Here is a 23,661-nt window from a genome sequence, read left to right as displayed (position 1 = left end):
GTATACGTAGTGAGAGAACGATAGTCGATAGGCGTATACACATCTAGCCCTTCAAGTCTGTAATGATTTCGGGCCCTTCTTTGGTGACAAGTATAGTGTGCTCAAATTGCGCACTGAGTTTCCCATCGTATGTGCGCACAGTGTGGCCGTCTTTTTCAAAGATAACCCGCGCTGAACCTTCGTTTACAATCGGTTCAATCGCAATGGTAAGCCCCTCTTCAATAAGGGGGCCCGTATTCTTCCGGCCGTAATTGGCAATAAAGGGGTCTTCATGCTGTCTCTTGCCCACACCATGACCCCCAAATTCGGGTACGATGGAGAACTTAGCTTTTTTAATAACAGCTTCAACGGCATGCCCAATATCTCCAAGACGATTGCCTGCCCGAGCCTCCTTAATGCCCGCATAAAGCGCGTCTCGTGTTGCTGTAATCAACTTCTGCGCCACAGCATCCACCTTCCCAACGGGAATAGTGACTGCCATATCGGTAAAGAATCCTTGGTGCTGTAACCCGGTATCAATGACAACAATATCTCCTTCCTTAAGAATATAGTTGGTTGGGATGCCGTGCACAACCTTGTCGTTCGTCTGTATGCATATTGTCGCTGGATAGGGAGAACGAGTGCCCGAAGGCCTATACCCCTTAAACGCTGGTGTATCCCCACCCTTGAGAATCAACTTCTCTGCATACGCATCCAACTCTTCTTCTGAGACCCCGGGCTTAGCCCGCTTCACCACTTCCCCCACAACAAAAGCAAGCCGGCGTCCCGACTCTCGAAGTGTCTCTATGTCTTTCTCGTCTCTAAAAATCGCCACGGGTGTTAGAAATTAAAAAATTAGGAATTATCTCCCTTCGGGAGACCTCCCGTAGAGAGGGAAACTTTTTCTATGATATCCTGGTGCACCTTGGGTATTGGCTGTTCGCCGTTGATCTCAAGGAAGGTGTGATTCAAATTCTTGTAGAAGGCAATAGTTTCCGCAACATCTGTCTCAAACCAATCAAGACGACTCTTAATGTATTCCTCCGTATCATCTTGCCTCCCGCGCCCAAGCAGTCGCTCTCGTGCCCAGTCCCGAGAAACATTCATGAAGATGACACACACCTTAGTGTTGTAAAATCCAAGGGCATCGTCGAGTACGCGAGCCTCGTTTAACTTGCGAGGTGTTCCGTCAAAGATGATATTTTCATCACCTTTAATCTCTTCAATAAAAAAGTGGGACCAAATGTGGATTGCCAGAAATTCGGGAGAAAGCTTACCCTTTTCGACATAATCACGCGCAATGTCTTGCGTATACCCCGGTTCTTTGAGGAAATTCCTGAACCGTTCACCGGTGCCAAACCAAATAACTTTTTGTTGAGGATCTTTTTTCTCGAGATATGTCTTTAGGAGTTCCGCCTGAGTTCCCTTGCCACATCCGGAACGTCCGATGAAAATGTAAGCATTTTTCATATGTATATTGTATTCAGTATATAGTATCTTGTGTATGTTCCAAAGCCAAACACGGTCCGACCATAGTCGGACCGTGTTTTCGACAAAGCAAAGGTCAAGACCGATTAATATTCTCTCATCGCTATCTGCGCGTCTATCTTCTTCACAAGATCGAGCAAAACAGCAACGACGATGAGAACGCTTGTGCCTCCGATGGCAAACGCGGTTATACCGGTTATACCCTGCATGACAACGGGAAGCACTGCGACAATGCCGAGGAAAAGCGCCCCCACAAGTGTAATGCGCGTCAAAATAGCCGCAATATATTCTGCTGTTGTAGCTCCTGGACGCACCCCTGGAATAAACGCTCCATTCTTTTGCAGGTTTGTCGCAATCGAGTGTGGGTCAAACGTTACCGCGGTGTAGAAATAGGTGAAGAAAAACACGAGGAAAAAGTAGAAGGCGGCGTAGAGCACTGTATTGTTAAAGAATGCCTGGAGCACCCTCCCTACGGCAAGCACTGCTGCATTGTCTACTCCGACCAAAAAGTTAATGACCATCTGCGGAAAAAGGAGGATGGAGAGGGCAAAAATGATTGGGATAACCCCGGCCTGGTTCAGGCGTAGCGGAAGATATGTCTGAATACCACCGTACATGCGCCCTCCGCGGACTCGTTTTGCGTAGGAAACAGGAATTGGTCGTTCTGCTTCTGTAATCCAGACAATACCCGCAACGATAGCAATGGCCGCCGACACAAATCCTATGTAGAGCGGGATCTGCGCAACATCGAAAGTAAAGATAAGTTGCTGAACAGTTGCTGGCAATGCCGCGACGATACCGGCAAAAATGATGAGGGAAACTCCGTTACCGATACCAAATTCTGATATAAGTTCTCCTATCCACATAAGGAGGAGAGAGCCTGCTGTAATAACAATAACGTTAGCCAACAGGTCAAAAGAACCCAAGTGTTCGACAACGCCCTGTCGTGACAAGATGAGAATCAAACCAACGCCCTGGATAACGGCAAGCGGAACGGTAATGAGGCGGGAATATTGCATAAACCTCTTCCGTCCTGCCTCACCCTCCTCGTGATAGAGCGCTTTTAACTTCGGTGACATCACAGTCAAAAGCTGCATGATAATCGAAGCGGTGATGTACGGAGTCACACCCAACATCACAATAGAGAGATTTGAGAGGCCACCTCCAGAGAAAATATTAAGAAGCCCAAAGAATTGGTTGTTTGCGAGAAATTCCGAAAGCCGGATGGGGTCGATGCCAGGAATCGGGACAACGGCGAGAATACGGAAAACAACGAGCGCGCCCAAGACAAAGAAAATCCTTCGTCGGAGTGTTTCATCGCCGAGTGCAGTTTTTAGTTTTTGAAAGAAGGTATTCATAGCCTCTTAGCTTCATTGACCCCTAGAAAATTGTGAAGCTAGTTTACCGTGCCACCAGCTTTTTCAATCGCTTCTTTTGCGCCCTTAGAAATCGGGACGCCCGTTACAGAGAGCTTTTTCGTAAGCTTGCCACTCCCCAAAATCTTGAGTGGGAGCCGAGCAGAACGGCTTTTTTTGATAAGCCCTTTTGCATTAAGCGTCGCTGGGCTCACGGTTTCTCCAGAAGAAAAGGTTGCCTCAAGGAGTTTGAGTGTTATTGGCAAAGATTCCCTTCGAGAGTCATTAACAGTGCGAGCACGGTTCTTGCCATAACCTCTCCGTTTCGGGAGTTTCTTAATAATGTCTCGCATTTCTGGACGCATGTGTGTGTTCGCACGTGTTGTCTGCCCTTTTCCTCCACGGCCAGAATACGTACCACGTTTGCCTCCACGAGCAATACGCTTTTTGCCTCTACGAGAAGTAGTTGGTTTTAATTGACTGAGTTGCATAGGATTATGCTAATTTTTGCAAAGCCTTAATTGCCGCGCGGGCATTGTTGAGTTTGTTTTTACTTCGCGCCATAATTTTTGCCGCGACATCGGTCACTCCTGCGAAGTCAAGGACGGTTCGGACCGAACTTCCAGCAACCAATCCCTTTCCTGGCGCAGGAGCAATTTCAACGACGGCGCTTGAGTATTTCGCGCCTGTTTCATGCCGAATGGACATAGATTCCGTAAGCGGAACCTTTATCATGTTCTTCTTTGCAAACCTGGTTGCTTTATCAATGGCGACTGAGGTGTCCCCTCCTTTGCCGATACCGACACCAACCCTTCCTTTCCTATCGCCCAGTATAACAACGACACTGAAGCTAAAGCGGCGGCCACCAGCAACAACACGTGCGACACGACGAACATCAATGACTTTTTGGTCAAACTCAGGACGTGCACGAGTATTCGTTCGACGGGGACGCCCGCCACCACCGCGACGGTCACCGCCTTCAGACGGGCGCCCACCTCTTCCTCTTCGAGGCCCTCGGGCACCCCCTCTTCCTCCAACAAAGCTCTTGGGGGAGCTTGTCTCGGGAACGGGACTCTTGGGTTCCTCAGCGCCTTTTTGTTCTAAGTTTGTTGGGATATCTGCCATAGTATTAAAAGCCTAAACCAGCTCCGCGTGCGGCTTCTGCGAATTCCTTGATAATGCCCGTATAGGCGAAGCCGCCACGATCAAAAACAACTTTTGAAAAACCTTTTTTCTGTGCCTGGAGCGCAATATCAACCCCTATCTGCTTCGCTCGATCCCTTGGCGTTTTCCCAGCGCCCTTCAATGTAAGGTCAGATGACGCCCCCAAGGTCAGTGACGCATCATCATTGATGAGCTGCGCATAAAAGTGTTTGTTTGACCTGAACACCGAAAGCCGCGGCCGTGTTGCCGTCCCGTGTACCTTGGCGCGAACGCGCACATGGCGCCGTTTCCTTTGTGTCGTTTTGTTTAACATAATTTTTCCTTAGCCACCCAGTGCCTAGACTATGCGGCCTTCTTTCCGACTTTCCTCCGGATAATTTCGCCCGCGTAACGAATACCCTTACCCTTGTACGGTTCTGGCTTCTTTACGGCCCGTATGTTAGCTGCAAATTGGCCGACAGCTTCCTTGTCGATGCCGCTAATGCGTATCGAGTTCTTTTCTGCGGCTACAGAAATACCGGGAGGAATGGGCATTGAGACTGGGTGCGAAAATCCAACCTGTAGTACCAAAGACTTCCCCTTAACTTCCGCGCGATACCCGACTCCTTCAATAAGCAACTCTTTTGCATAGGGAACATTAACTCCCTTGAGCATATTCTTCACGTGCGCGGCATATGTACCCCAGAGGGCTTGAGTACGCTTTGCATTCCGTCGAGGTGTCACAACTACCGTGCCATTTGAAACTTCAATCGAGATTTCATCGGTAAAAGAGCGACGAGTCTCACCAAGAGGACCACGTACAACAACGGTGTGATTATCCACCGTAACCTCTGTTTTTTCCGGTATTGGTATTGGTCGTTTTCCTATCCTGGACATATGCATTACCAAATCTTAAAGAGCGCCTCACCCCCCACCTTTTGCCTGCGCGCTTCCTCCCCCGTAAGAACACCTTTGGGTGTCGAGAGAACAAGTGTTCCATATCCTTGACGTACCGGACGGATCTCATGTACTCCGATATATTTCCTACGCGAAAGTTTTGAGAGACGTTGCACATCTTCTACTTTTGGCTTTCCGTTCTCATACGCAATCTCGAGTTCGAGGATCTTTTTTTCCTTCCTCCCTTTTTTGTTTGCCGCCGTTAAGTACCCTTCACGCACGAGCACATCCGCAACAGCTTGCGAAAACTTTGCATAGGGAACAAGAACCGACTCTTTACGGACTAAGCTCCCGTTCTTTATTTGAATTAACATGTCGGCGATTGGATCCATGGTGTTGCGTATTAAACAGTTTGGTTACCAAGAAGATTTCTTGACCCCTGGTATCATGCCTTCGTTTGCAAGCTCTCTGAAACAGATGCGGCAGAGGTTGAAGTCGCGCATATAGCCCCTTCGCCTCCCGCAACGAAAACAACGCCGTACAACACGCGACTTATATTTGGGGGGTTTTTCTGATCGTGCGACTACGGACTTTTTGGCCATAAAAATCAAATGAAAGCCCCAACGGGCTTCCACACATAATATAGAAGGTGGTACCGGAAGTCAACCAAAATCAATCTGCGGCTTTTAGGCCTTTTTTGATTCCTCCTCCTTTTTGAAAGGCACACCAATGTGCGTCAAAAACGCCTCGGCCTCCTCCTTCGTCTTTGCGGTCGTGACAATAGTTACCGCAAGCCCAAAAACGTTCTTTAACTCTTCATCGGCGGTCTCTGGAAAAACTGTGTGCTCTGAAACACCTATGGTTATATTTCCCATCTGATCAATCACTTTGCGAGAAATGCCTCGAAAGTCACGCGTTCGTGGCAAGGCAATAGAGAGAAACCGATCCAAGAAATCATACATTCTCGAACCGCGTAATGTAGCCGAAAAGCCAATGTGTTCCCCCTCACGCACCTTGAAGGACGCGACTGACTTTCGCGCGCCTCGGGGGGATGCCTTCTGCCCAGCAATCTTTCCCAAACGTTCGGCAATAAATTCGTTACGTGTCTTATCGGATCGGGATACTTTGCCAGTACCGGAGCCTATGATCACCTTGACGAGACGTGGCGAAGCCATTGGATTTTCATATCCAAACCTTGCCTTAAGGGCATCAAAAGCTGTTTTTTCTTTTTCTTTTGTTAGCTTCATATGATTCAGAGGCTACGAATACTTACACTGCCGTGTTACTCTTCTTCGCTACACGAACCTTCTTCCCGCCTTCAACTTTCGCCCCGAGGCGTGTTCGTTTCCCTGTCTTTGGATCAACAAACATTACATTAGAGGCATGGATCGGGGAGGCAAACTCTACAATTTGCCCTTTCTGGCGTGACTGTTTTGACCTTCTGTGTTTCTTGCGGATATTTACCCCCTCAACAATGACTCGTTCGTCGATAGGAAAAGCATGGGTAATCTTACCCGTTTTCCCTCTGTCTTTGCCAGAAATCACTATTACATTGTCGCCTTTTTTGAGTCGCATAAAATAACTGTTATACCACCTCCGGTGCTAGAGAAATAATCTTCTGATACCCGAGCTCGCCCAACTCTCGAGGAATCGGTCCAAAGATACGTCCAGCGCGCGGTTCTTTCTTGCCCTTCTCAATAATGACAATCGCGTTGTCATCAAAGCGAACGTATGTCCCGTCCTTTCTCTTGAACGGCTGCCGTTGGCGCACCACAACCGCATGTACGATATCCTTTTTCTTAACAAGCTTGCGCGGCTCAGCAACCTTAACGGACGCGACAACAACGTCACCTATGCGCGCATATCGACGTCGGGTTCCGCCCAAAATCTTAAAAACCTCGCACAAGCGTGCGCCTGAGTTATCAGCGACTATGACTTTTGCTTCTGGTTGTATCATGCTAAAACTTTAAAACGCTTATCTTTTGATACGGGAGGACACTCCTCAATCACGACAGTATCTCCGATTTTGTATTTATTCTCCGGATCATGGGCTTTGTACTTTTTGCTTACTTGCATGTACTTTCCATATTTGGGATGTGCGACATATCGGTTTACCAAGACCACGACGGTCTTGTCCCCCTTGTCAGACACAACCGTGCCCTTAAGCTGACGACGTGTTTTTCTGTCTCCGGTAGCCATGTTACGAAGCTATCTTGTTAGCGCCAACCTTGGTTAAAATTCTCGCAATATCTCTTCGCAGGCTTCTTCCTTCTTTGACGTTCTTTGTCCTGGATCCGGCCGAGCCAAAACGAAAAAGCCTGAGCGCCTTGCGCTTCTCCCTGAGGAGTTTTTCGAGTTCTTTTGCTGGTTTGGATTGTAGTTCTTTGTATTCCATATGCCTAAATTCGAGCGACTACCTTCGTCTTTACTGGAAGTTTTGATCCTGCCTTACGCAGAGCGGTCTGGGCAGCCACGTCCTCGACACCGTCAATTTCAAAAAGAACTCTCCCAGGCAAGACTTCGACTTCGTACCCTTGGACATCTCCCTTTCCCTTACCCATGCCTACTTCTGCAGCTTTCTGGGTAAACGGACGATCTGGGAAAACGCGAATCCACATCTTGCCTGTCTTCGCGGTCGCGCGTGCGACAACTTTTCGAGCCGCTTCAATATGGTTAGAACGGATGAAACCGGGCGCAATGACCTTCAGGCCAAAGTTGCCAAAGGCAACTGTCGTACCTCGCGTCTCGATGCGCACCTTTTTTGGGTTCCTGCGCATTCGATGCCATTTTCTGTGTTTTACCTTTTTGGGGAATAACATGGTTGAAGTTTAAAGTCGACGCCTTCTATCTTCGGGGCTTTTCCTTGCTTTTTTCAAACACTTCGCCTTTGTAAATCCACACTTTCACACCAATGACACCGTAGGGAAGGTACGCTTTTTCTCGAGCAAAGTCAACATCAGCCCGGAGCGTCTGAAGTGGGATGTTCCCTTGTTTTAGGGCCTCGCGACGTCCCATTTCTGCACCCCCGAGACGTCCTGAAAGCGCGAAACGCGCACCTTTGACCTGTCTGTTCGCCATAACCTTATCCATTGTTTGCTTAAGCACGCGGCGAAATGCAAGGCGCTTCTCAAGGCCTTCTGCGATCATGTAGGCAACCACTGCCGCATTTGATTCTGGGGAACGCACTTCTGTCACCTCGATTTTAAATTCTCCGAGATTTAACTTCTTCTTTCGAGCGAACTCATCAATATCGTTCTTCAATTTGAGAGAGCCTTCGCCTTGTCTGCCGATAATCATTCCGGGGCGCGAAGAAGAGATGATAACCTTAGTCATCTTGCCATTTCGCTCAATCTCAATTAACGCAATGTAGAAAGCACGTAGGCGTTTTACAAGGTATTCACGCAAGAGTGTGTCGCCACGCAACTGCTCTCTATACTGCGGACCACTTTTAAACCAGCGCGACTTCCAGTCACGGAGTATGCCTAATCTGTGTGCGTATGGATGGACGACGTGTGTCATGAAATAAAGCTGTTAACTTTTTAACGTAGCGGGTTGTTTGGTTTCTGCCTTTTGCATCTTTTCTCCAAGGACAAGAGAGATATGGGATGTTCGCTTGCGAATAATCGCTGAACGACCAAATGCGCGAGGCATTCCACGCTTCATTGTCGGCCCTTCATCAACACGAATCTCCTTAATATACAGCGCCCCTTCGTTAGCGCCGTTATTCTTTTTTGCGTTAGCGATCGCTGAGCTCAAGAGTTTTCGCAAGGGAAGCGCGCCACGCTTCACTGCCGCTTCCAAGACAACGAGAGCATCGGAAACTTCCTTGCCACGAACAAGATCGGCGAGAAGCCGAACTTTTCTTGGTGACTGTCGATAGTTTCGTAAAAAGGCCTTCATGGTTTTCTAGATTATTTCTTCTTCTCAGCAGGAGCTTTTTCAACCTTCGCCGCTGCAGCCGCAGCAATCTCTGACTCACGCTTCTTCTGTTCCAACTCCTTCTGCATCTTGCCTCCGTGCCGCAAGAACTTCTTCGTTGGCGAGAATTCACCCAAACGATGCCCCACCATTTCTTCCGTAACCTGAACTGGAAGGTGTTCTTTGCCGTTGTAAACACCAAAGGTGTACCCGACCATTTCGGGTGCAATTTGGCTGTCGCGTGACCATGTCTTAATAACCCCGCCCTGAGGTTTCTGCTGTTCAACTTTCTTTATGAGCTTTGGGTCAACGTAGGGACCTTTATAGGATGAACGCACCATAGCAAATCAGTTAAAATGAGCCCTTGCGGGCCTTCAGGGTATCCTATATGACGCCTAGGTAAAAGTCAATACAAAACCAGGGTCCGGCTATAGCCGGACCCTGGTTTTGTGATTTTGTGAGTATGCTAGAAACAAAAGAAAGAGTTTTAGCGCCTACGCTCGCGGGCATTCTTGCGTCTTTGCATGATAAGGTTGCGGGAATACTTCTTGACGTGGCGAGTCTTCACTCCTCCAACGCGCTTTCCTTGTTGCGTCTTGGGACCTGATCTTAACCCTATCGAGTGGTGTGCTTCACCACCACCGTGTGGGTGGTCAACAGGGTTCATGGCAACGCCACGAACAGTCGGACGAATACCTTTCCAGCGCGAACGCCCAGCCTTGCCGAGACTTCGCAATTTGTGCTCATCGTGAGATACCTCACCCAAAGTCGCCCATCCCACACGTGAAACCTTGCGTATTTCTCCTGAAGGCATTTTGAGTTGCGTGTGCGCTCCTGCGTGTGCAATCACTTGCGCAGAACCTCCCGCCGATCTTGCGATTTTGCCACCCCCGTCTGGTTGGAGCTCAACATTGTGTACAAAAGTACCAACGGGAATATTTCCTAAAACAGTACGGTTGCCCGGCTTTAACTCTGCGGTCTTAGAAACAATAAACGCGTCTCCGGGGCGCATACCTTTTGGCGCGAGGATATAGCGGCGTTCTCCGTCATTGTAAAGAACGAGAGCGATAAACGCGCTGCGGTCTGGGTCGTACTCAATGGTCTCGATGCGAGCAGGGATGTCTTTTTTATCAAAACGAAAATCAATAAGACGACGACGTCTCTTGTGCCCACCTCCTTTGTGCCGGGTTGTGATACGGCCAGTATTGCCGCGACCTCCATGTCTTTTGCCGCCACGTACAAGAGCCTTGAAAGGCTTGCTTGCAGTCAAAACAGCGTTATAGCTGGGGAGAATGGTGGCTCGTTGCCCTGGTGTTGTTGGTCGTAATTTCTTCATAGACTAAGGTTTTACACGAATTCGATTCTATCACCCTTCTTCAAAAAGACAATCGCCTTCTTGGGACGTGCGCGAACACCTATGCGACCGCGAAGATAACGGGTCTTAGATGTCTGGGTCATAATGTTTACTCGCCTTGGAGTAACCTTGTACATTTCTTTGATGGCCTTTTTGATCTCGTTTTTCGTAGCGTCATTACTCACTGCAAAAACATATGCACCGTCGGCACTCATAAAAGAAGATTTTTCTGTGATAAATGGCTTCAAGATAAGCGGGGCGTATACTTCGCCACCTTCTGCGGCATCACGGGTGTTAGCTACCGCTGCCTTCGTCGCACGGTTTTGCTTTTTCTCTTTTGCCTCCGCACTCGTGCCCGATTGCTTTGCGCGCGCGCGTGTTTCAGCGGTCGCTGTCTCACGAGCCGGTTTCGCGGTTACCGCGTCATCTCCCTTACCTTTCTTCTTATTTTTGAATAAATCAAATAAAGCCATGGATAGAAGTTAATGATTAGGCATTTGCGCGACGGTGTAGCTTCCTCCCCTCCAATATAGAGAGGCTTTTGTTCGGATCGACAACGACAAGATACTTAGAGCGCAAAACATCGGGTAGATTCACATCAGAAATATTCTTAATCTCTGCGTTTCCAATATTGCGAAAACTGCGCGCCAGCGCTGCTTCATGTTTCTCAGTAAGAAACAGCGCCCCATGTGTACGAGTGCCCCCCATATCATTCCCCAACGCAGTACCGAGTGTTGTGAGGAGATTTTTTGCCTCTCGTGTCTTTGGTTCTGAAAAAGAGAGTGTGTCGACAAAGAAAATTTGTCCCCGGCGCATCTTTTCAGAGAGCGCGACGTAGAGCGCCTTTGTTTTTTCTTTCTTGTTTATCTTTGCTTCATACACTCGCTCACTGCGAGGCCCGAACGTAATACCACCCCCAACCCATAAGGGCGACCGGATTGACCCGTGCCGTGCACGACCCGTGCCTTTTTGTCGCCATGGCTTCCTGCCTCCACCAGCTACTTCTGCTCGGTTTTTCGTATGCGCAATCGACATCCGGTCGTTAACGGTGTAGGAAACAAAAGCCCTATGCACCAAATCGGCGTTCCATGGCAAAGCAAAGATGCTCTCCGGCAGAGAGATCTTCCCGACTTCCTCCCCTTTTTGGTTGTAAATTGATGATTCCATTTTGTTACATGATACTCAAGGCACTACTTTGTGCTCCTGACTTCTAAGAGTGTGCCCCGCCTTCCTGGCACTGCACCGCTCACTACCAAAAGGTTGTTTTCTGCATCAATGCTCAAAACCTTGAGGCCTTTTACCGTCACGCGATCACCCCCCATTCTGCCCGCCATTCTCATGCCCTTAATAACACGCTGGGGCCACGTAGCGCCAATAGAACCGGGCTCGCGCTCCGAGTGTTTCTGTCCATGAGAACGAGGTCCGCCGCCAAATCCATGCCGCTTAACAACACCCTGGAAACCCTTACCTTTGGAAACTCCGGTGACCACAATACGCTCACCCACCTTAAAAGCATCGGCGACTCGTACCACTTCACCAACAGCTTGTGTCGGGGCTTCAGGTGTGCGGAATTCCTTAACATGGCGTGGGTTTGTGCCCGATTTCTTGAAGTGCCCTCTCTGCGCTTTTGAGAGGCGTGTGTGGGTCTGCTCACCAAAGCCAACTTGTACGGCGTTGTAACCATCGGTTTCAACATTCTTGACTTGCAGCACTGTCGTTGGTCCCACAACTAAAACAGTAGCGGGGTATGCCCGCCCGTCTTCGTCAAAGTACTGAATCATATTCTGTTTTTTTGCGAGTAGGAACGACATGTTAGATCATTTTGACGTCGATATTAACACCTGACGGCAGCGTAAGATTGGTTAATGACTCAATCACCTGCGGTGATGGATTCACAATATCAATCAGTCGTTTGTGAATACGCATCTCAAACTGTTCGCGGGCATTTTTGTGCACAAACGTTGAGCGGTTAACGGTGTATTTCTTGATTTCTGTTGGAAGAGGCACTGGCCCGTGGAGCTCTGCTCCATAGCGCATTGCGGTGTCAATGATTTGCTTCACGCTTGCGTCGAGCACTTTGTTTTCATATGCCATGACGCGTATGCGAAGGCGGTGCACTTGCGCTTCCTCTTTCTTCTTTCGAGGACGTGCTGTTTTGGGTTGTTTTGTTTCTGTTGCCATAGTGTTCGAGAACTTAAGTCTAGGTGCTAGGGGCACCGCCCTAGCGCCTAGTGCCTAAGGCCTAGAGCCTTATACGGTAATCTTGGTTACCACTCCCGCACCGACGGTCTTGCCACCTTCGCGAACGGCAAAGCGTTGCTGTTCCTCAAGTGCAACCGGAGCAATGAGTTTCACTTTGATAGTAATTGTGTCACCAGGCATAACCATCTTCACATTTTCAGGAAGCATGGCCTCGCCTGTTACGTCTGTAGTACGAATGTAGAACTGTGGCTTGTAGCCCGTGAAGAACGGGGTGTGACGACCACCTTCTTCTTTTGTCAAAACGTAGATCTCTGCGTCAAATTCTGTGTGAGGTGTAACAGAACCAGGAGCCGCAAGAACTTGACCACGCGTGATGTCTTCTTTCTTGCTACCTCGAAGGAGAATGCCTGCGTTGTCACCTGCCTGACCCTCGTCAAGAGACTTGTTGAACATTTCAATACCTGTGACTGTGGTCTTTGTTGTTGGCTTAATACCAACGATTTCAATGTCAGAACCAACCTTGATCCTGCCACGTTCGATACGGCCCGTAACGACTGTACCACGACCTTCAATGGAGAAGATGTCTTCAACAGGCATGAGAAATGGCTTGTCGAGGTCACGATCCGGCTGTGGGATGTATTCATCAAGAGCGTTTGCCAATTCAGCAATGCGCTTTACCCATTCATCATCTTTGGAGGTTGCCTCAAGAGCCTTGAGTGCTGAACCACGGATTACAGGCACTTCTTTGCCGTTGTAACCGTACTTTGTCAAAAGCTCGCGTACTTCTTCTTCAACAAGGTCAATCATGTCCTTGTCGTCTACCATGTCGCATTTGTTCAAGAAGATAATGATTTTTGGAACACCAACCTGCTTTGCAAGGAGAATGTGCTCACGTGTCTGGGGCATTGCACCGTCAGTCGCGGCAACGACAAGTATGGCGCCGTCCATTTGCGCAGCACCCGTGATCATGTTCTTGACGTAGTCTGCGTGTCCTGGAGCATCGATGTGCGCGTAGTGGCGCTTTGCGGTCTCGTATTCGTTGTGCGAAAGCGCAATAGTAATACCACGCTCCCTTTCCTCTGGTGCGTTGTCGATTTCGTCAACGCCACGCAACTTCACCTTGTGTCCCAAAAGGTTCAGGACGTGAAGAATAGCCGCGGTGAGAGTTGTCTTACCGTGGTCGACGTGGCCGATAGTACCGACGTTCACGTGTGGCTTGTCTCGCTTAAATTGTTCTGCCATAAAAATGTTTTTTACTAATAATTAATTACTTATTAATGCTTATTCGGCGCTACCTTCAAAACGAAAAACGCGCACCGATTGCGATTTCTACCACTATAGCAAACTGCAAGAAAGAGTCAACCCCGATAGTGTTAGGACGCGGATGCAGGATTTAAGTCCGTTTTCTCATCTTTTGTGGTGCTCCACAACCCCTTTATCTTTACTCACCACAATCAATAAGACGTCCGCTAACACTATCGGGGTCAATCCCTATCATTTCAATAGAAAAACCGAGGGGAAACCTCGGTTGCGTACTCTTTATTAGCTAAATGAAGCTCTTAATCTGTTCGGGGTCGGCATATTCCTTCCATGTCCTTGCCGGCCCCGATGAGAGGAGCTCACGATGCCCCCATATTGGTTTTTCAGCAAATTGAACGCGTTCACCAAATTCTTTCACAAGAGCCCTTGTTACTATACGTGGCCACGTATTTGCGTAAAAGAACTGGATACGCACCTTCCCCCGATAGAGGCGCACGACTGCCGCCGTGTTAAACACCTCATTACCGTGCGGCTGTACGAATACGAACTCGAGCAAGTGCTTACGTCTGGATGGCCTTAAACCAAACGTCCCAAACGGTTTACTCTCCATGTATCCAGAGAGCAAAAGAAGCGATGCGCGAAGTTGACGTAAGGTTTCGATTTGTTCAGGACTATACCTGGCCATTAGCCCGCTCCTGACTTTGCTTCAAAGCGCTTTGTGCAAATCTCAATGCTTTTGCACGAAGCCTCGGGGTCGATAGACGCCTAAGCTTTCTCTGTTCTTCGGGATCATCTGAGAGCGTCTGTATTGTTATGGCCCTCACCTTTCTACGAAGCACTCTAGCTGGTTGCCTCGAAAACTTACGCCTAAATGCTTCTTTCCTTTGCTCAAACACCTGTTTACTCTCGCCCGGTTCGCCATGTACAAGCGCGCCCAACGCAGAAAGGTTCATAACACAATCTTTTTTTGTCACTTTTGCCATGAAACTCCCTTGTGGCAAATCCTGGTACTTCCGGCAAAATAGTAGCACATATAAATATACGAGTCAAGATATGCTCCCCACTTACGCGAAGACCGCTAACACAAAACCCGCCTTCAGGCGGGTTTTGTTGGTGCTTATTTTATTACGCTCGTTTTGCAATGATTTCCTCGGCAACGTGACGTGGCACTATTTCATATTTCTCAAATTCCATCGTGGATGTGCCTCGGCCCTCGGTCATAGAACGGAGGGTGGTGACATAGCCGAACATTTCTGCAAGAGGAATGAGCGCGTGGATGACCTGAAGCTCCCCGCGTTCCTCCATGTCTGTGACCTGACCTCGTTTGGAGTTCAAGTTTCCAGTCACATCACCCATGAACTTCTTCGGCACAATTACCTCAAGCTTCATAATAGGCTCCAAGAGTACCGGCTTTGCGCGTTTCGCAGCATCTTGGAATGCGAGGGATCCAGCAATCTTGAAGGCAAGCTCCGAAGAGTCGACTTCGTGGTACGACCCGTCATAAAGATCGACGGACACATCAACTACAGGGAACCCTGCCAAAATGCCTCGTTCCATGGCTTCTTTAACACCCTTTTCAACTGGTGCAATATATTCTTGTGGAACAACACCTCCCTTAATCGAGTTGACGAATTCGAAATGATCACCTCGCTTCACGTTCTTTGGGATCTTCTCGCCTTCTGCAATTGGCTCAAGCGGCTTAACGCGAATCTTGACGTGACCATATTGACCACGGCCACCTGTCTGACGAATGTATTTAGACTCTGCTTCTGCAAGAGTTGTAACTGTCTCATGGTATGCAACCTGCGGTGCGCCGACATTTACCTCGACCTTAAACTCGCGCTTCATGCGATCAACGAGAATTTCCAAATGGAGTTCGCCCATTCCGGAAATAATGGTCTCAAGTGTTTCCGTGTCTGTCTTAACACGAAATGTCGGGTCTTCATCAACAAGTCGCGAGAGCGCCATACCAAGACGTTCCTGGTCGGCTTTTGTTTTTGGTTCAACCTTCATGGAGACAACTGGCTCTGCAAATACTATTTTTTCAAGAACAACAGGGTTGTTTTCATCACAAAGCGTATGAGATGTCTTTGTGCCTTTGAGCCCGACGGCTGCGGCAATTTCCCCGGCAAAAACTTTTTTCACCTCTTCACGTTCATTTGCCTGGAGACGCACGATACGGCCGAGGCGCTCTTTTTCACCAGTTGTGGAGTTGTAAATATATGAACCCGCCTCAACAGAACCGGAATACACACGGAAGAATGTGAGCTGGCCAACAAACGGATCGCTTTGTAATTTGAAAGCAAGTGCGGTAAAGGGCTCTTCGTCGGAAGGGTGACGCTCAATTTTTTCTCCAGTTTTCGGATCAGTTCCAACAACCGCAGGGATGTCGAGAGGTCCTGGCAAATAATCGACAACGGCATCGAGCACCAGTTGCACTCCTTTATTTTTAAGTGCAGAACCAACAAACACTGGAAAAATCTTATTTTTAATAACCAGTTCGCGAAGCACCTTTTTCAAATCAGCAATGGGAATTTCTTTGCCCTCGAGGTACGCGCTCATTAACTCATCGTTTTCTCCAGCAATCTTTTCGACTAGCTCATGTCGGAACTTCTCTGCCGAGGCCTTGAGGTTTTCTGGAATCTCGACTTCAACGACTTTTGCCCCCATTTCCCCCACAAAGTGGTATGCCTTCATCTTCAAGAGATCCACAACTCCCTCAAAACCACTCTCTTCGCCAATCGGAATCTGCATACGTATAGCGTTTTTATTCAAACGATCAAGAATGCTCGCGTAGGATCTTTCGAAAGATGCTCCCGTACGGTCGAGTTTGTTTATGAAACAGAGACGGGGCACCTGCGCTTCGTCTGCATAACGCCAGTTTGTTTCTGATTGTGGCTCAACGCCCGCCACTCCGTCGAAGACGACGACGGCGCCGTCCAGCACACGAAGAGAACGCTTCACTTCTGCGGTAAAGTCGATGTGACCGGGAGTGTCGATGATATTGAAACGATACTTCTTGTTGATGCTCTTGTCTGCCTCGTCGGTCTTCGTCCAAAAACACGTAATAGCGGCGGCTGTGATGGTAATGCCACGCTCGCGCTCTTGTTCCATCCAGTCAGTAACAGTATCTCCCTCGTGCACCTCACCAATCTTGTGCGTCATCCCTGTATAAAAAAGGACCCGCTCCGATGTGGTGGTTTTTCCTGCGTCAATGTGTGCGATAATTCCGAAGTTTCTAACTCGTTCAAGAGGATAGTCGCGTTGCATAAAAATATTCGGTCGTAAAGCCGTTCAAATTACCACGTAAAGTGGGCAAACGCCTTGTTGGCTTCGGCCATTTTGTGAACATTCGCTTTCTTCTGCACCGCCTCACCTTCGTTGTTTGAAGCGGCGATAATCTCATCGGCAAGCTTTATGTGTATGGGGCGCCCTTTCTTGCCACGCGCGGCGAGAAGAAGCCAGCGCATAGCAAGCGCGAGACGTCGATCGGTTTTGACCTCGCGTGGTACTTGGTAGTTCGCGCCACCAATGCGGCGCGTTCTCACCTCGACTGTCGGACCAATGTTTTTGATTGCCTTATCAAACACCTCAAGTGGGTTGTCTGTCTTAACCTTCTTGGCAATCTCGTCGAGTGCTCCGTATACGACTTTCCTTGCAACGGTCTTTTCGCCGTCTTTCATTACATAGTTAACAAACTTCTCAATCTTTTGAGAATTGTATTTGTAATCGGCTGGTACGATATGTCGTTTTTTTACTGGACGCCTCATTGTTACTTAGGAGTTTTGATTTATTTCTTGGGACGCTTCGCGCCGTACAGACTTCTTGCCTGGCGCCTCTTATCAACACCGGCCGCATCAAGAATACCGCGAACGATCGTGTAGCGAACGCCGATGTCCTTAACCTTTCCGCCGCGAACTAGGACCACGGAGTGTTCCTGAAGGTTGTGTCCTTCTCCGGGGATGTACGCTGTAATTTCCTGACCATTAGTAAGGCGTACACGTGCAATCTTTCGGACCGCAGAGTTCGGTTTACGAGGGGTTGTGGTACGAACCTGCACACACACACCACGCTTAAAAGGAGATGGGTAAAAGACCGGCCTGTTCTTGAGCGTGTTGAAACCACGCGCGATTGCGGGTGTTTTGGACTTTCTCTTTGGTGTCCTTCTCGGTCTTTTAATCAGTTGGTTTATTGTTGCCATGCGCTAAAACAAAACTCGGCACGGAAGCCAAGTACTAGGTACTATAAAGCAAGGCGTTTCAAAATGCAAACCCCCTACCCCAAAAACACCTCGAAAGGAATGTCTGTAATGATCTCGAAAAGCATTGTGAGAAATGCGAAGAAGAACGGCCAGAGGAAATAGAGGAATAAGAAAACAAACGCAATGGTGACAAAAAAGCCGTATTGTAGTGCCCACTCCATTAACGCGCGATATCGCTCTGCTAGATGAAAGGGTAAAATTGCCGCCAACACCTTTGACCCGTCGAGCGGCGGGATTGGGATGAGGTTAAAAAATGCGAGCAAGAGGTTTATGTACACCACGAACGCGAGCAGATGCACTACTTCAGGGGCAACACTTGAGAGAAGCCCACCTTGTGCACCAAAACGAATTAGGAGTCCGAAAACAAGCGCGATACACAGATTGACGAGGGGGCCCGCAATGGCCACCTTTGCCTCTCCCCACCTCTGGTCGCGAAGATTATATGGATTATACGGTACTGGTTTTGCCCACCCAATAAGAAACCCGGCCTTCGTGACGATAAGGAGAAGCGGGATCAAGATGGAGCCCCACAAATCAAGATGCTTCAGTGGATTGAGGGTGAGGCGTCCCTCTAGACGAGCGGTGGGATCTCCCAACATCTCGGCCATATACCCGTGCGACACCTCATGTGCGACGACCGAGATAATGAGGATCAAAACAAGGGGAATGAGAAGCTCAATTGCCATATTTACTTAGGTATGATAGCATCTTGGGAACGAACGGGCAAAGCAGAGAACGTACTAACTTGCCCGCCAAGTCTTCTATGGCAAAAATCTGTCCATTGTGCGAAAAAAAATCTAGTATGGGCGGCGGTTACTCTAACAGGGTCCGTGCGACACAGTTCAACCCAACAGGAAAGCGTCGAAGACAGCCTAATTTGCAATGGGCAAAATTACTTTCAGGTAAGAGAATGAAGGCCTGCACAAAGTGTATTAAGGCAGGGAAGCACCTTTCAATCCGCTAAAACCATTACGCCCCTGCGTAGTGGTTTTTGTTTGCAAAAGCCTTAGTGTGGGTATACGCTAACTTTTAGGTACTGGTCTTGAGGAAAAGCCGTGCGCATCTTGCAGTCCCTGCTCAAGGTGACGGTCGTTGGCATCGCGATGCTACTCTGGACACCGGTCGTAAATGCTGAACACGAAGGTCCTTATATCATCGGTCAACAAAAACATTTAACCGATGACGTCTATTTTGCCTGTTTCGATGAAGAAGCGGCCTCCAGCGTGCTAAACACCCTAAAACGTTTTGGGCTCAATGCAATGCGCTCGGTATTCGAAGAATCTGGGTGTCAAACGGTCAATGGCGTGATTACGATTGTACGGCAACTGGGTGAAGATGTCGTCGTGACGATCGATGATGAGCTTGTGCCTTTCCGCTTTGTGCACGGCCGCTACGCAGACCCAGGCGCGACGCGCTTCGAAGTCTATGTCCAAAAAAATGTATACATCCTCACGTGGGGAGAGAATACGAAAGTTCTCCCCGCCCCATAACCCCGCTACAGGCGGGTTTTTAATTTAAAAACAGTCGCCTAACTAAGGCGACTGTTTTGAATACGACCCCCCAGGGCCAACTATAATTGTGTCTCCTTAAGCGCTTTGTTGATTTCGCGAATAGCAAAAGGTTTTATATTCATCATTTGTTGGAGTAACTCCTCCCTTGTTGTGCCTTTTTCCAAAAAAGGAGCAAACCGAGCATCGTCGCCCCAATACCCAAGGAGCGCGAGGATGCGCATGACAAGTATTACTTCGATGTTAAAAACATATTCAGCACTAAGAGGTGTGTTTTTAATTACGGAAAAAGTCTCAAGAATCTCGTCATATAACGTTTCGTTTTTCTCTTCTCCTGGAAGCAAGCGACGTAGAAGTTTTGAGACACGTACAATAGCCCCTAGTCGCGCCTTCTCTTCACCCCCAGGTAGAAATGAGCGCTTGTGGATGGCGCTTGTCACTTTCCAACCGTTTTTGCCGTGTACAAGGTTAACGTGGGCACACGAAAAATCCTGTAGTGCGTAGCGCAGTTTTGACTTGAGCTCACGAAGGCCTTGGGTGTGGGCATGTATGAGCCCGTGCTCACGTGTAAAAAGTGCGAGTGTGCGGCTTGCTTCACCGCGATCTTGACCCCCAAGCACAATGGCGTCAGTGTGAAAGATGGTATACACAAGACTATTCGTTTTTAGTAGATGCCGAAAGCGTCGGAGTGTTTAGAGCTAAAGCAAACAAAAATGTGTCGATCTTCGCCTCCTCCCCTTGTACATCATCTCGAAACTCAATGACGCCGACGGTTGTTGAGTCTTTAAGTTGCTCTTCAAACTTCTTGATAAACTGAACTTCTTGGACACCCCCGCGTATAAAGAGCGTCGCAGAGTCTCCAGGATGCAATCCTTCTTTTTTACGCAGATCTTGCACAACGCGAACGAGGTCGCGAAGGACTCCTTCCTCTCTAAGCTCCTCGGTAATTTCTGTGTCTAGTGCGACATCTGTAACAAGAGCGGCGTCAAAAATAACTTCTTTTACATTAACCTCATCCTTAATGAGCGTGAGCAGATCTTCATTACCCGCAATTTTTGTCTTACTGTTCTTAACAGTAAGTTTCCCTAATGGTTGACGCACCTTAATACCCGCGCTTGCGCGAGCTTCGAGAGCCACTGACACAATGCGTCGCACCTCTGCCATGTCTTCGAGAATCTTTATGTCACCATGGGATCTGAAAATACGGTGAAAAAGCGCCATCGGATTGGGCCAGATTGGGAAACGAGGTTCATACTTGGGCCACGTTTCGAGGTGAACACTCTCCATGTTGGAGGTAATAGATTGATATATTTCTTCGGCAACAAAAGGCGCAAACGGAGCAATGAGTTTGGCAATTTCTGTCAGCACATAGCTCGTCGTTGCTATTGCATTCTTGCGGTCAAGATCGTCTTTTGACTTAAAGCGGTCGCGCGATCTTCGGAGATACCACGTCGATAGATCTTCGATAAATTCGCCAATCGGACGGATGGCTTTATCAAGCTCGTAGTGCTCCATCGCCTCTGTGACCTTGTTGACTACTTCAGTAAGACGCACACGGATCCATGTATCCAGAACGTTGTTTGACTTTGGAACACTCGTCCCTTTCACTGCATCAAGGGCATACGTGTGGTAAAAAGATGCCACATTTCGAAGGCGACTCACTATTTTGTTTTGTATTTCTCGAACACCATCTTCACTAAAGCGAAGATCTTCTGCGCGTACTACAGGAGATGAGATGAGATAGAGACGCAATGCATCCGCACCATACTTCGCCATAATATCTGTTGGCTCAGGGTAATTCTTGAGTCGTTTCGACATCTTTCGTCCATCTTCCGCGAGAACGAGACCGTTGGTGATGACGTTTTTGTATGGGCTCTCTCCAAAGAGCGCAACCCCAAGGACGATAAGTGAGTAGAACCAGCCTCTTGTTTGATCAAGTCCCTCTGCAATAAAGTTCGCAGGAAATCCCCGTTTCTTTTCTGGATCGAAGGTGTCTTTGTTTTCAAACGGGTAGTGCATTTGCCCATACGGCATTGCGCCAGACTCAAACCAGCAGTCAAAGACTTCTGGTACGCGCTTCATTTTCCCTCCACAGAGACATTTAAACTTCACCTCGTCGACGTAGGGGCGGTGCAAATCGAGTGCATGCATTTCGTCATGCGGTAATGGTGCAAAAGGAAGTTTTTTTACTTCTGCTGTTTTTATGAAATCCTTCTTTCTCCCATGCGCTTCAATCGCTTGTTTTTCCGTGTACCCGAGTGCCCCCGTGTAAAGCGCCCAAAGCGGATCAGCATGGGAAACAATAAGAATGTTCTTATTTGTATATTTACGCTCAAGTTCGTAGAGGAAAGATGTAACGCGCCCCTTCAAGTCGGGCAGGTTCTCGCCACCATCCGGACGCACTTTAAATTTATCTTCCAATGAAGGGAATTGTAAACGCCATTCTGAAAGTGGCCTCCCTTCATACACACCAACGCCCACCTCTCGAATGAGGTCGGAGAAGATAACTTTATCTTTTTTGAGCCCGATGTTTTTTGCTGTGCGAAGCGCTGTCTCTTTGGTACGTTCGAGTGGAGAGGCAATGATGAGATCGATATTTTGTCTCCGCAGAAACTTCGCTGCTTTATCAACTTCTTTTTTGCCTTTTTCCGTAAGGTGGTTGCCTGCATGGATGGAGGCGCTCACAAATCCTTCTTTGTTACTTCGCGCCTCGCCGTGCCGCATGATGAAGAACGTATTACCTGAATCCGCACTCTTCTCTCGCAGTTCAGTGAGTGAGCCGACGATCTCTAAGCGTTCACATTTTTGACATCTCCATGCGGGGATTGGCGCTCCCCAAAACCGCGAACGAGACACTGCCCAGTCGCGCGCACCCTCGAGCCATTTTCCAAACCTACCGTCACGAATATCTTCCGGGACCCATGAAACTTTCTTGTTTGCTTTTATGAGATCATCTTTGATGGCGGTCACTTTTACAAACCATGAACTTGCGGCGTAATTCAAAAGCGGTGTATCGCATCGCCAACAATGCGGATACGAGTGAGTAATCTTCTCTTTTGCGAAAAGAAGTCCTCGGTGAGATAAGTTCTTCAAGACGAGCACGTCAGTTGCCTGCAAATCCTGTATGGGCTTTACCATTTCACCGACAAAGTCAGTAACTTCTTTTTTGAATCTTCCGTCTGTTCCAATATGATGCACGACAGGTATGTCGTTTTCTTTTGCGAGCCTTAGGTCATCTTCTCCGAACGCTGGCGCCAGATGCACAATTCCAGTGCCATCAGTCGTTGTAACATAGTCTGCTGCGTATACCTTCCATGCATGCCCTTTGTGCTTTAGTGTGGCGTCCGTGTAGTAGGCAAAGGGTGGGGTGTAAGAAAGACCTACAAGTTTGTCACCTGTAAATTCTTCGACTATTTCGTACTTCTTATCTCTGAGGATCTCGGCACCTCGATCTTTGGCGATAATAACAAACTCCCCCGCGGGGACCTCGGTATCAAGAAGTTTGTATTTGATATATGAGGTACTCGGATTAACCGCCGCAGCCATATTGCCAGGAAGTGTCCACGGCGTTGTAGTCCAAATAAGGAGGGAGGTTTCCGGCTCTTTTTTTAACGGTAGCTTCACCGTCACAGAAATGTCGGTCACGTCTTTGTATCCCTGGCTCACCTCGAAGTTCGAGAGCGTTGTCTCACAGCGAGGACAAAGGTGCATTGGCTTGAAGCCTTCGTAAACGAGTCCCTTATCATAGAGCGACTTGAAGACCCACCACACTGATTCGGTGTACGACGAGTCCATCGTACGGTAGTCGCGATCCATATCAACCCACCGCCCTGTTTTTGGGATGATTTGGCGCCAATCACCCGCATAGCGCATGATTGCCTCGCGGGCTTTTTTGTTAAAGTTTTCTATGCCGTATTCCTCAATCTCGCGCTTTGTCTTGAGTCCAAGTTCTTTTTCTATCTCATACTCGACAGGAAGGCCGTGGCAATCCCATCCCCAGCGACGGTTAACATGATAGCCACGCATCGTTTGGAAACGAGGTATCGCGTCTTTAATAACACCAGTGAGGATGTGACCGTAGTGGGGCAAGCCATTCGCAAAAGGAGGGCCATCATAAAAAGTAAACTCGCCCTTAGGAGACTTCTTGGCAAGGGACTTCTCAAAAATCTTGTTATCACTCCAGAAGCGGAGTATTCCTCTTTCGAGGTCAGCAATGCTCTTTTTTTGAGAATCTTCTGCCTTCGACATATTAAAATACTACCAGTTTCGAGACATTATGCAAAAACAAAAAAGGCC

General features: G+C 48.4%; 34 protein-coding genes. 2 read left to right on the top strand and 32 right to left on the bottom strand.

Annotation, left to right across the window (positions count from 1 at the left end; translation table 11 throughout):
• Positions 1-43: 43 nt before the first annotated feature.
• The 30 genes from map to HY455_00920 form a co-directional block, all read right to left on the bottom strand.
• The gene (gene map / locus HY455_01065) at positions 44-814 is read right to left on the bottom strand and encodes a type I methionyl aminopeptidase (protein MBI4118117.1); all 771 of its coding nucleotides are present in this window, start codon (positions 812-814) and stop codon (positions 44-46) included.
• A gap of 20 nt (positions 815-834) precedes the next feature.
• On the bottom strand, positions 835-1,449 hold the full coding sequence (locus HY455_01060) for a nucleoside monophosphate kinase (GenBank protein ID MBI4118116.1): 615 nt from the start codon (positions 1,447-1,449) through the stop codon (positions 835-837).
• 104 nt (positions 1,450-1,553) lie between these two features.
• Entirely contained in the window at positions 1,554-2,825 is a 1,272-nt protein-coding gene (secY, locus tag HY455_01055; GenBank protein MBI4118115.1) for a preprotein translocase subunit SecY, read from the bottom strand.
• 38 nt (positions 2,826-2,863) lie between these two features.
• Positions 2,864-3,313 (bottom strand): uL15 family ribosomal protein, encoded by a 450-nt coding sequence (locus HY455_01050; GenBank protein ID MBI4118114.1) that lies wholly within the window; start codon positions 3,311-3,313, stop codon positions 2,864-2,866.
• 4 nt (positions 3,314-3,317) lie between these two features.
• A complete protein-coding gene (locus HY455_01045) occupies positions 3,318-3,947 on the bottom strand; it encodes a 30S ribosomal protein S5 (protein MBI4118113.1) in 630 nt (209 codons plus the stop codon).
• 4 nt (positions 3,948-3,951) lie between these two features.
• Positions 3,952-4,299: a 50S ribosomal protein L18 gene (locus HY455_01040; GenBank protein ID MBI4118112.1), complete on the bottom strand. Its 348-nt coding sequence runs from the start codon at positions 4,297-4,299 to the stop codon at positions 3,952-3,954.
• 29 nt (positions 4,300-4,328) lie between these two features.
• Entirely contained in the window at positions 4,329-4,862 is a 534-nt protein-coding gene (rplF, locus tag HY455_01035) for a 50S ribosomal protein L6 (protein ID MBI4118111.1), read from the bottom strand.
• Between the two features lie 5 nt (positions 4,863-4,867).
• Entirely contained in the window at positions 4,868-5,254 is a 387-nt protein-coding gene (gene rpsH, locus HY455_01030; GenBank protein ID MBI4118110.1) for a 30S ribosomal protein S8, read from the bottom strand.
• Between the two features lie 24 nt (positions 5,255-5,278).
• Entirely contained in the window at positions 5,279-5,464 is a 186-nt protein-coding gene (locus tag HY455_01025; GenBank protein ID MBI4118109.1) for a type Z 30S ribosomal protein S14, read from the bottom strand.
• 84 nt (positions 5,465-5,548) lie between these two features.
• Positions 5,549-6,109 (bottom strand): 50S ribosomal protein L5, encoded by a 561-nt coding sequence (gene rplE / locus HY455_01020; GenBank protein ID MBI4118108.1) that lies wholly within the window; start codon positions 6,107-6,109, stop codon positions 5,549-5,551.
• Between the two features lie 22 nt (positions 6,110-6,131).
• Positions 6,132-6,437, bottom strand: coding sequence for a 50S ribosomal protein L24 (gene rplX / locus HY455_01015; protein MBI4118107.1), 306 nt, complete (start codon positions 6,435-6,437; stop codon positions 6,132-6,134).
• Between the two features lie 10 nt (positions 6,438-6,447).
• On the bottom strand, positions 6,448-6,819 hold the full coding sequence (rplN, locus tag HY455_01010) for a 50S ribosomal protein L14 (GenBank protein MBI4118106.1): 372 nt from the start codon (positions 6,817-6,819) through the stop codon (positions 6,448-6,450).
• Complete coding sequence (gene rpsQ / locus HY455_01005) at positions 6,816-7,061, bottom strand: 30S ribosomal protein S17 (GenBank protein MBI4118105.1); 246 nt, start codon at positions 7,059-7,061, stop codon at positions 6,816-6,818. The genes rplN and rpsQ overlap by 4 nt, the downstream gene beginning before the upstream one ends.
• Position 7,062: 1 nt before the next feature.
• On the bottom strand, positions 7,063-7,257 hold the full coding sequence (rpmC, locus tag HY455_01000; protein MBI4118104.1) for a 50S ribosomal protein L29: 195 nt from the start codon (positions 7,255-7,257) through the stop codon (positions 7,063-7,065).
• A gap of 4 nt (positions 7,258-7,261) precedes the next feature.
• The gene (gene rplP, locus HY455_00995) at positions 7,262-7,681 is read right to left on the bottom strand and encodes a 50S ribosomal protein L16 (GenBank protein MBI4118103.1); all 420 of its coding nucleotides are present in this window, start codon (positions 7,679-7,681) and stop codon (positions 7,262-7,264) included.
• A gap of 25 nt (positions 7,682-7,706) precedes the next feature.
• On the bottom strand, positions 7,707-8,381 hold the full coding sequence (gene rpsC, locus HY455_00990) for a 30S ribosomal protein S3 (protein MBI4118102.1): 675 nt from the start codon (positions 8,379-8,381) through the stop codon (positions 7,707-7,709).
• A gap of 12 nt (positions 8,382-8,393) precedes the next feature.
• Complete coding sequence (rplV, locus tag HY455_00985; protein ID MBI4118101.1) at positions 8,394-8,762, bottom strand: 50S ribosomal protein L22; 369 nt, start codon at positions 8,760-8,762, stop codon at positions 8,394-8,396.
• A gap of 11 nt (positions 8,763-8,773) precedes the next feature.
• Positions 8,774-9,121: a 30S ribosomal protein S19 gene (gene rpsS, locus HY455_00980; protein ID MBI4118100.1), complete on the bottom strand. Its 348-nt coding sequence runs from the start codon at positions 9,119-9,121 to the stop codon at positions 8,774-8,776.
• Between the two features lie 146 nt (positions 9,122-9,267).
• Entirely contained in the window at positions 9,268-10,116 is an 849-nt protein-coding gene (gene rplB / locus HY455_00975; GenBank protein MBI4118099.1) for a 50S ribosomal protein L2, read from the bottom strand.
• Between the two features lie 11 nt (positions 10,117-10,127).
• Positions 10,128-10,607 carry a 50S ribosomal protein L23 gene (gene rplW, locus HY455_00970; GenBank protein ID MBI4118098.1) on the bottom strand — a complete coding sequence of 160 codons (480 nt, stop codon included), beginning with the start codon at positions 10,605-10,607 and terminating at the stop codon, positions 10,128-10,130.
• A 16-nt stretch (positions 10,608-10,623) separates the two neighbouring features.
• Positions 10,624-11,301 (bottom strand): 50S ribosomal protein L4, encoded by a 678-nt coding sequence (rplD, locus tag HY455_00965; GenBank protein MBI4118097.1) that lies wholly within the window; start codon positions 11,299-11,301, stop codon positions 10,624-10,626.
• Between the two features lie 23 nt (positions 11,302-11,324).
• Complete coding sequence (gene rplC, locus HY455_00960; protein ID MBI4118096.1) at positions 11,325-11,945, bottom strand: 50S ribosomal protein L3; 621 nt, start codon at positions 11,943-11,945, stop codon at positions 11,325-11,327.
• Between the two features lies 1 nt (position 11,946).
• On the bottom strand, positions 11,947-12,315 hold the full coding sequence (gene rpsJ / locus HY455_00955; GenBank protein ID MBI4118095.1) for a 30S ribosomal protein S10: 369 nt from the start codon (positions 12,313-12,315) through the stop codon (positions 11,947-11,949).
• A gap of 69 nt (positions 12,316-12,384) precedes the next feature.
• Positions 12,385-13,578, bottom strand: coding sequence for an elongation factor Tu (tuf, locus tag HY455_00950; protein ID MBI4118094.1), 1,194 nt, complete (start codon positions 13,576-13,578; stop codon positions 12,385-12,387).
• 304 nt (positions 13,579-13,882) lie between these two features.
• Positions 13,883-14,281, bottom strand: a complete 399-nt coding sequence (locus HY455_00945; protein MBI4118093.1) for a hypothetical protein — start codon at positions 14,279-14,281, stop codon at positions 13,883-13,885.
• Positions 14,268-14,579: a hypothetical protein gene (locus HY455_00940; protein ID MBI4118092.1), complete on the bottom strand. Its 312-nt coding sequence runs from the start codon at positions 14,577-14,579 to the stop codon at positions 14,268-14,270. Before HY455_00940 ends, HY455_00945 begins: the two co-directional genes overlap by 14 nt.
• Positions 14,580-14,721: 142 nt before the next feature.
• Positions 14,722-16,866: an elongation factor G gene (gene fusA / locus HY455_00935; protein MBI4118091.1), complete on the bottom strand. Its 2,145-nt coding sequence runs from the start codon at positions 16,864-16,866 to the stop codon at positions 14,722-14,724.
• 29 nt (positions 16,867-16,895) lie between these two features.
• The gene (gene rpsG, locus HY455_00930; GenBank protein MBI4118090.1) at positions 16,896-17,366 is read right to left on the bottom strand and encodes a 30S ribosomal protein S7; all 471 of its coding nucleotides are present in this window, start codon (positions 17,364-17,366) and stop codon (positions 16,896-16,898) included.
• Between the two features lie 20 nt (positions 17,367-17,386).
• A complete protein-coding gene (rpsL, locus tag HY455_00925) occupies positions 17,387-17,797 on the bottom strand; it encodes a 30S ribosomal protein S12 (GenBank protein MBI4118089.1) in 411 nt (136 codons plus the stop codon).
• A 74-nt stretch (positions 17,798-17,871) separates the two neighbouring features.
• A complete protein-coding gene (locus tag HY455_00920; GenBank protein ID MBI4118088.1) occupies positions 17,872-18,543 on the bottom strand; it encodes a site-2 protease family protein in 672 nt (223 codons plus the stop codon).
• Positions 18,544-18,620: 77 nt separating this feature from the next.
• On the opposite strand from HY455_00920, the gene HY455_00915 reads away from it, so the two are divergent.
• Together HY455_00915 and HY455_00910 are read left to right on the top strand one after the other, a co-directional pair.
• Positions 18,621-18,821 carry a 50S ribosomal protein L28 gene (locus HY455_00915; GenBank protein MBI4118087.1) on the top strand — a complete coding sequence of 67 codons (201 nt, stop codon included), beginning with the start codon at positions 18,621-18,623 and terminating at the stop codon, positions 18,819-18,821.
• A 91-nt stretch (positions 18,822-18,912) separates the two neighbouring features.
• On the top strand, positions 18,913-19,347 hold the full coding sequence (locus HY455_00910) for a hypothetical protein (GenBank protein ID MBI4118086.1): 435 nt from the start codon (positions 18,913-18,915) through the stop codon (positions 19,345-19,347).
• An 80-nt stretch (positions 19,348-19,427) separates the two neighbouring features.
• Here HY455_00910 and HY455_00905 read toward each other — a convergent pair whose 3' ends face one another.
• Together HY455_00905 and HY455_00900 are read right to left on the bottom strand one after the other, a co-directional pair.
• Positions 19,428-20,015 carry a recombination protein O N-terminal domain-containing protein gene (locus tag HY455_00905; GenBank protein MBI4118085.1) on the bottom strand — a complete coding sequence of 196 codons (588 nt, stop codon included), beginning with the start codon at positions 20,013-20,015 and terminating at the stop codon, positions 19,428-19,430.
• 4 nt (positions 20,016-20,019) lie between these two features.
• Positions 20,020-23,613, bottom strand: a complete 3,594-nt coding sequence (locus HY455_00900; GenBank protein ID MBI4118084.1) for a class I tRNA ligase family protein — start codon at positions 23,611-23,613, stop codon at positions 20,020-20,022.
• Positions 23,614-23,661: the final 48 nt, after the last annotated feature.

This window comes from Parcubacteria group bacterium (assembly GCA_016204045.1).
Classification (GTDB): Bacteria; Patescibacteriota; Minisyncoccia; order Phycocordibacterales; family UBA2135; genus JACQLQ01.
The sequence above is the reverse complement of the archived record's forward strand: the minus strand, read 5'-3'. Positions and strand labels throughout refer to the sequence as shown.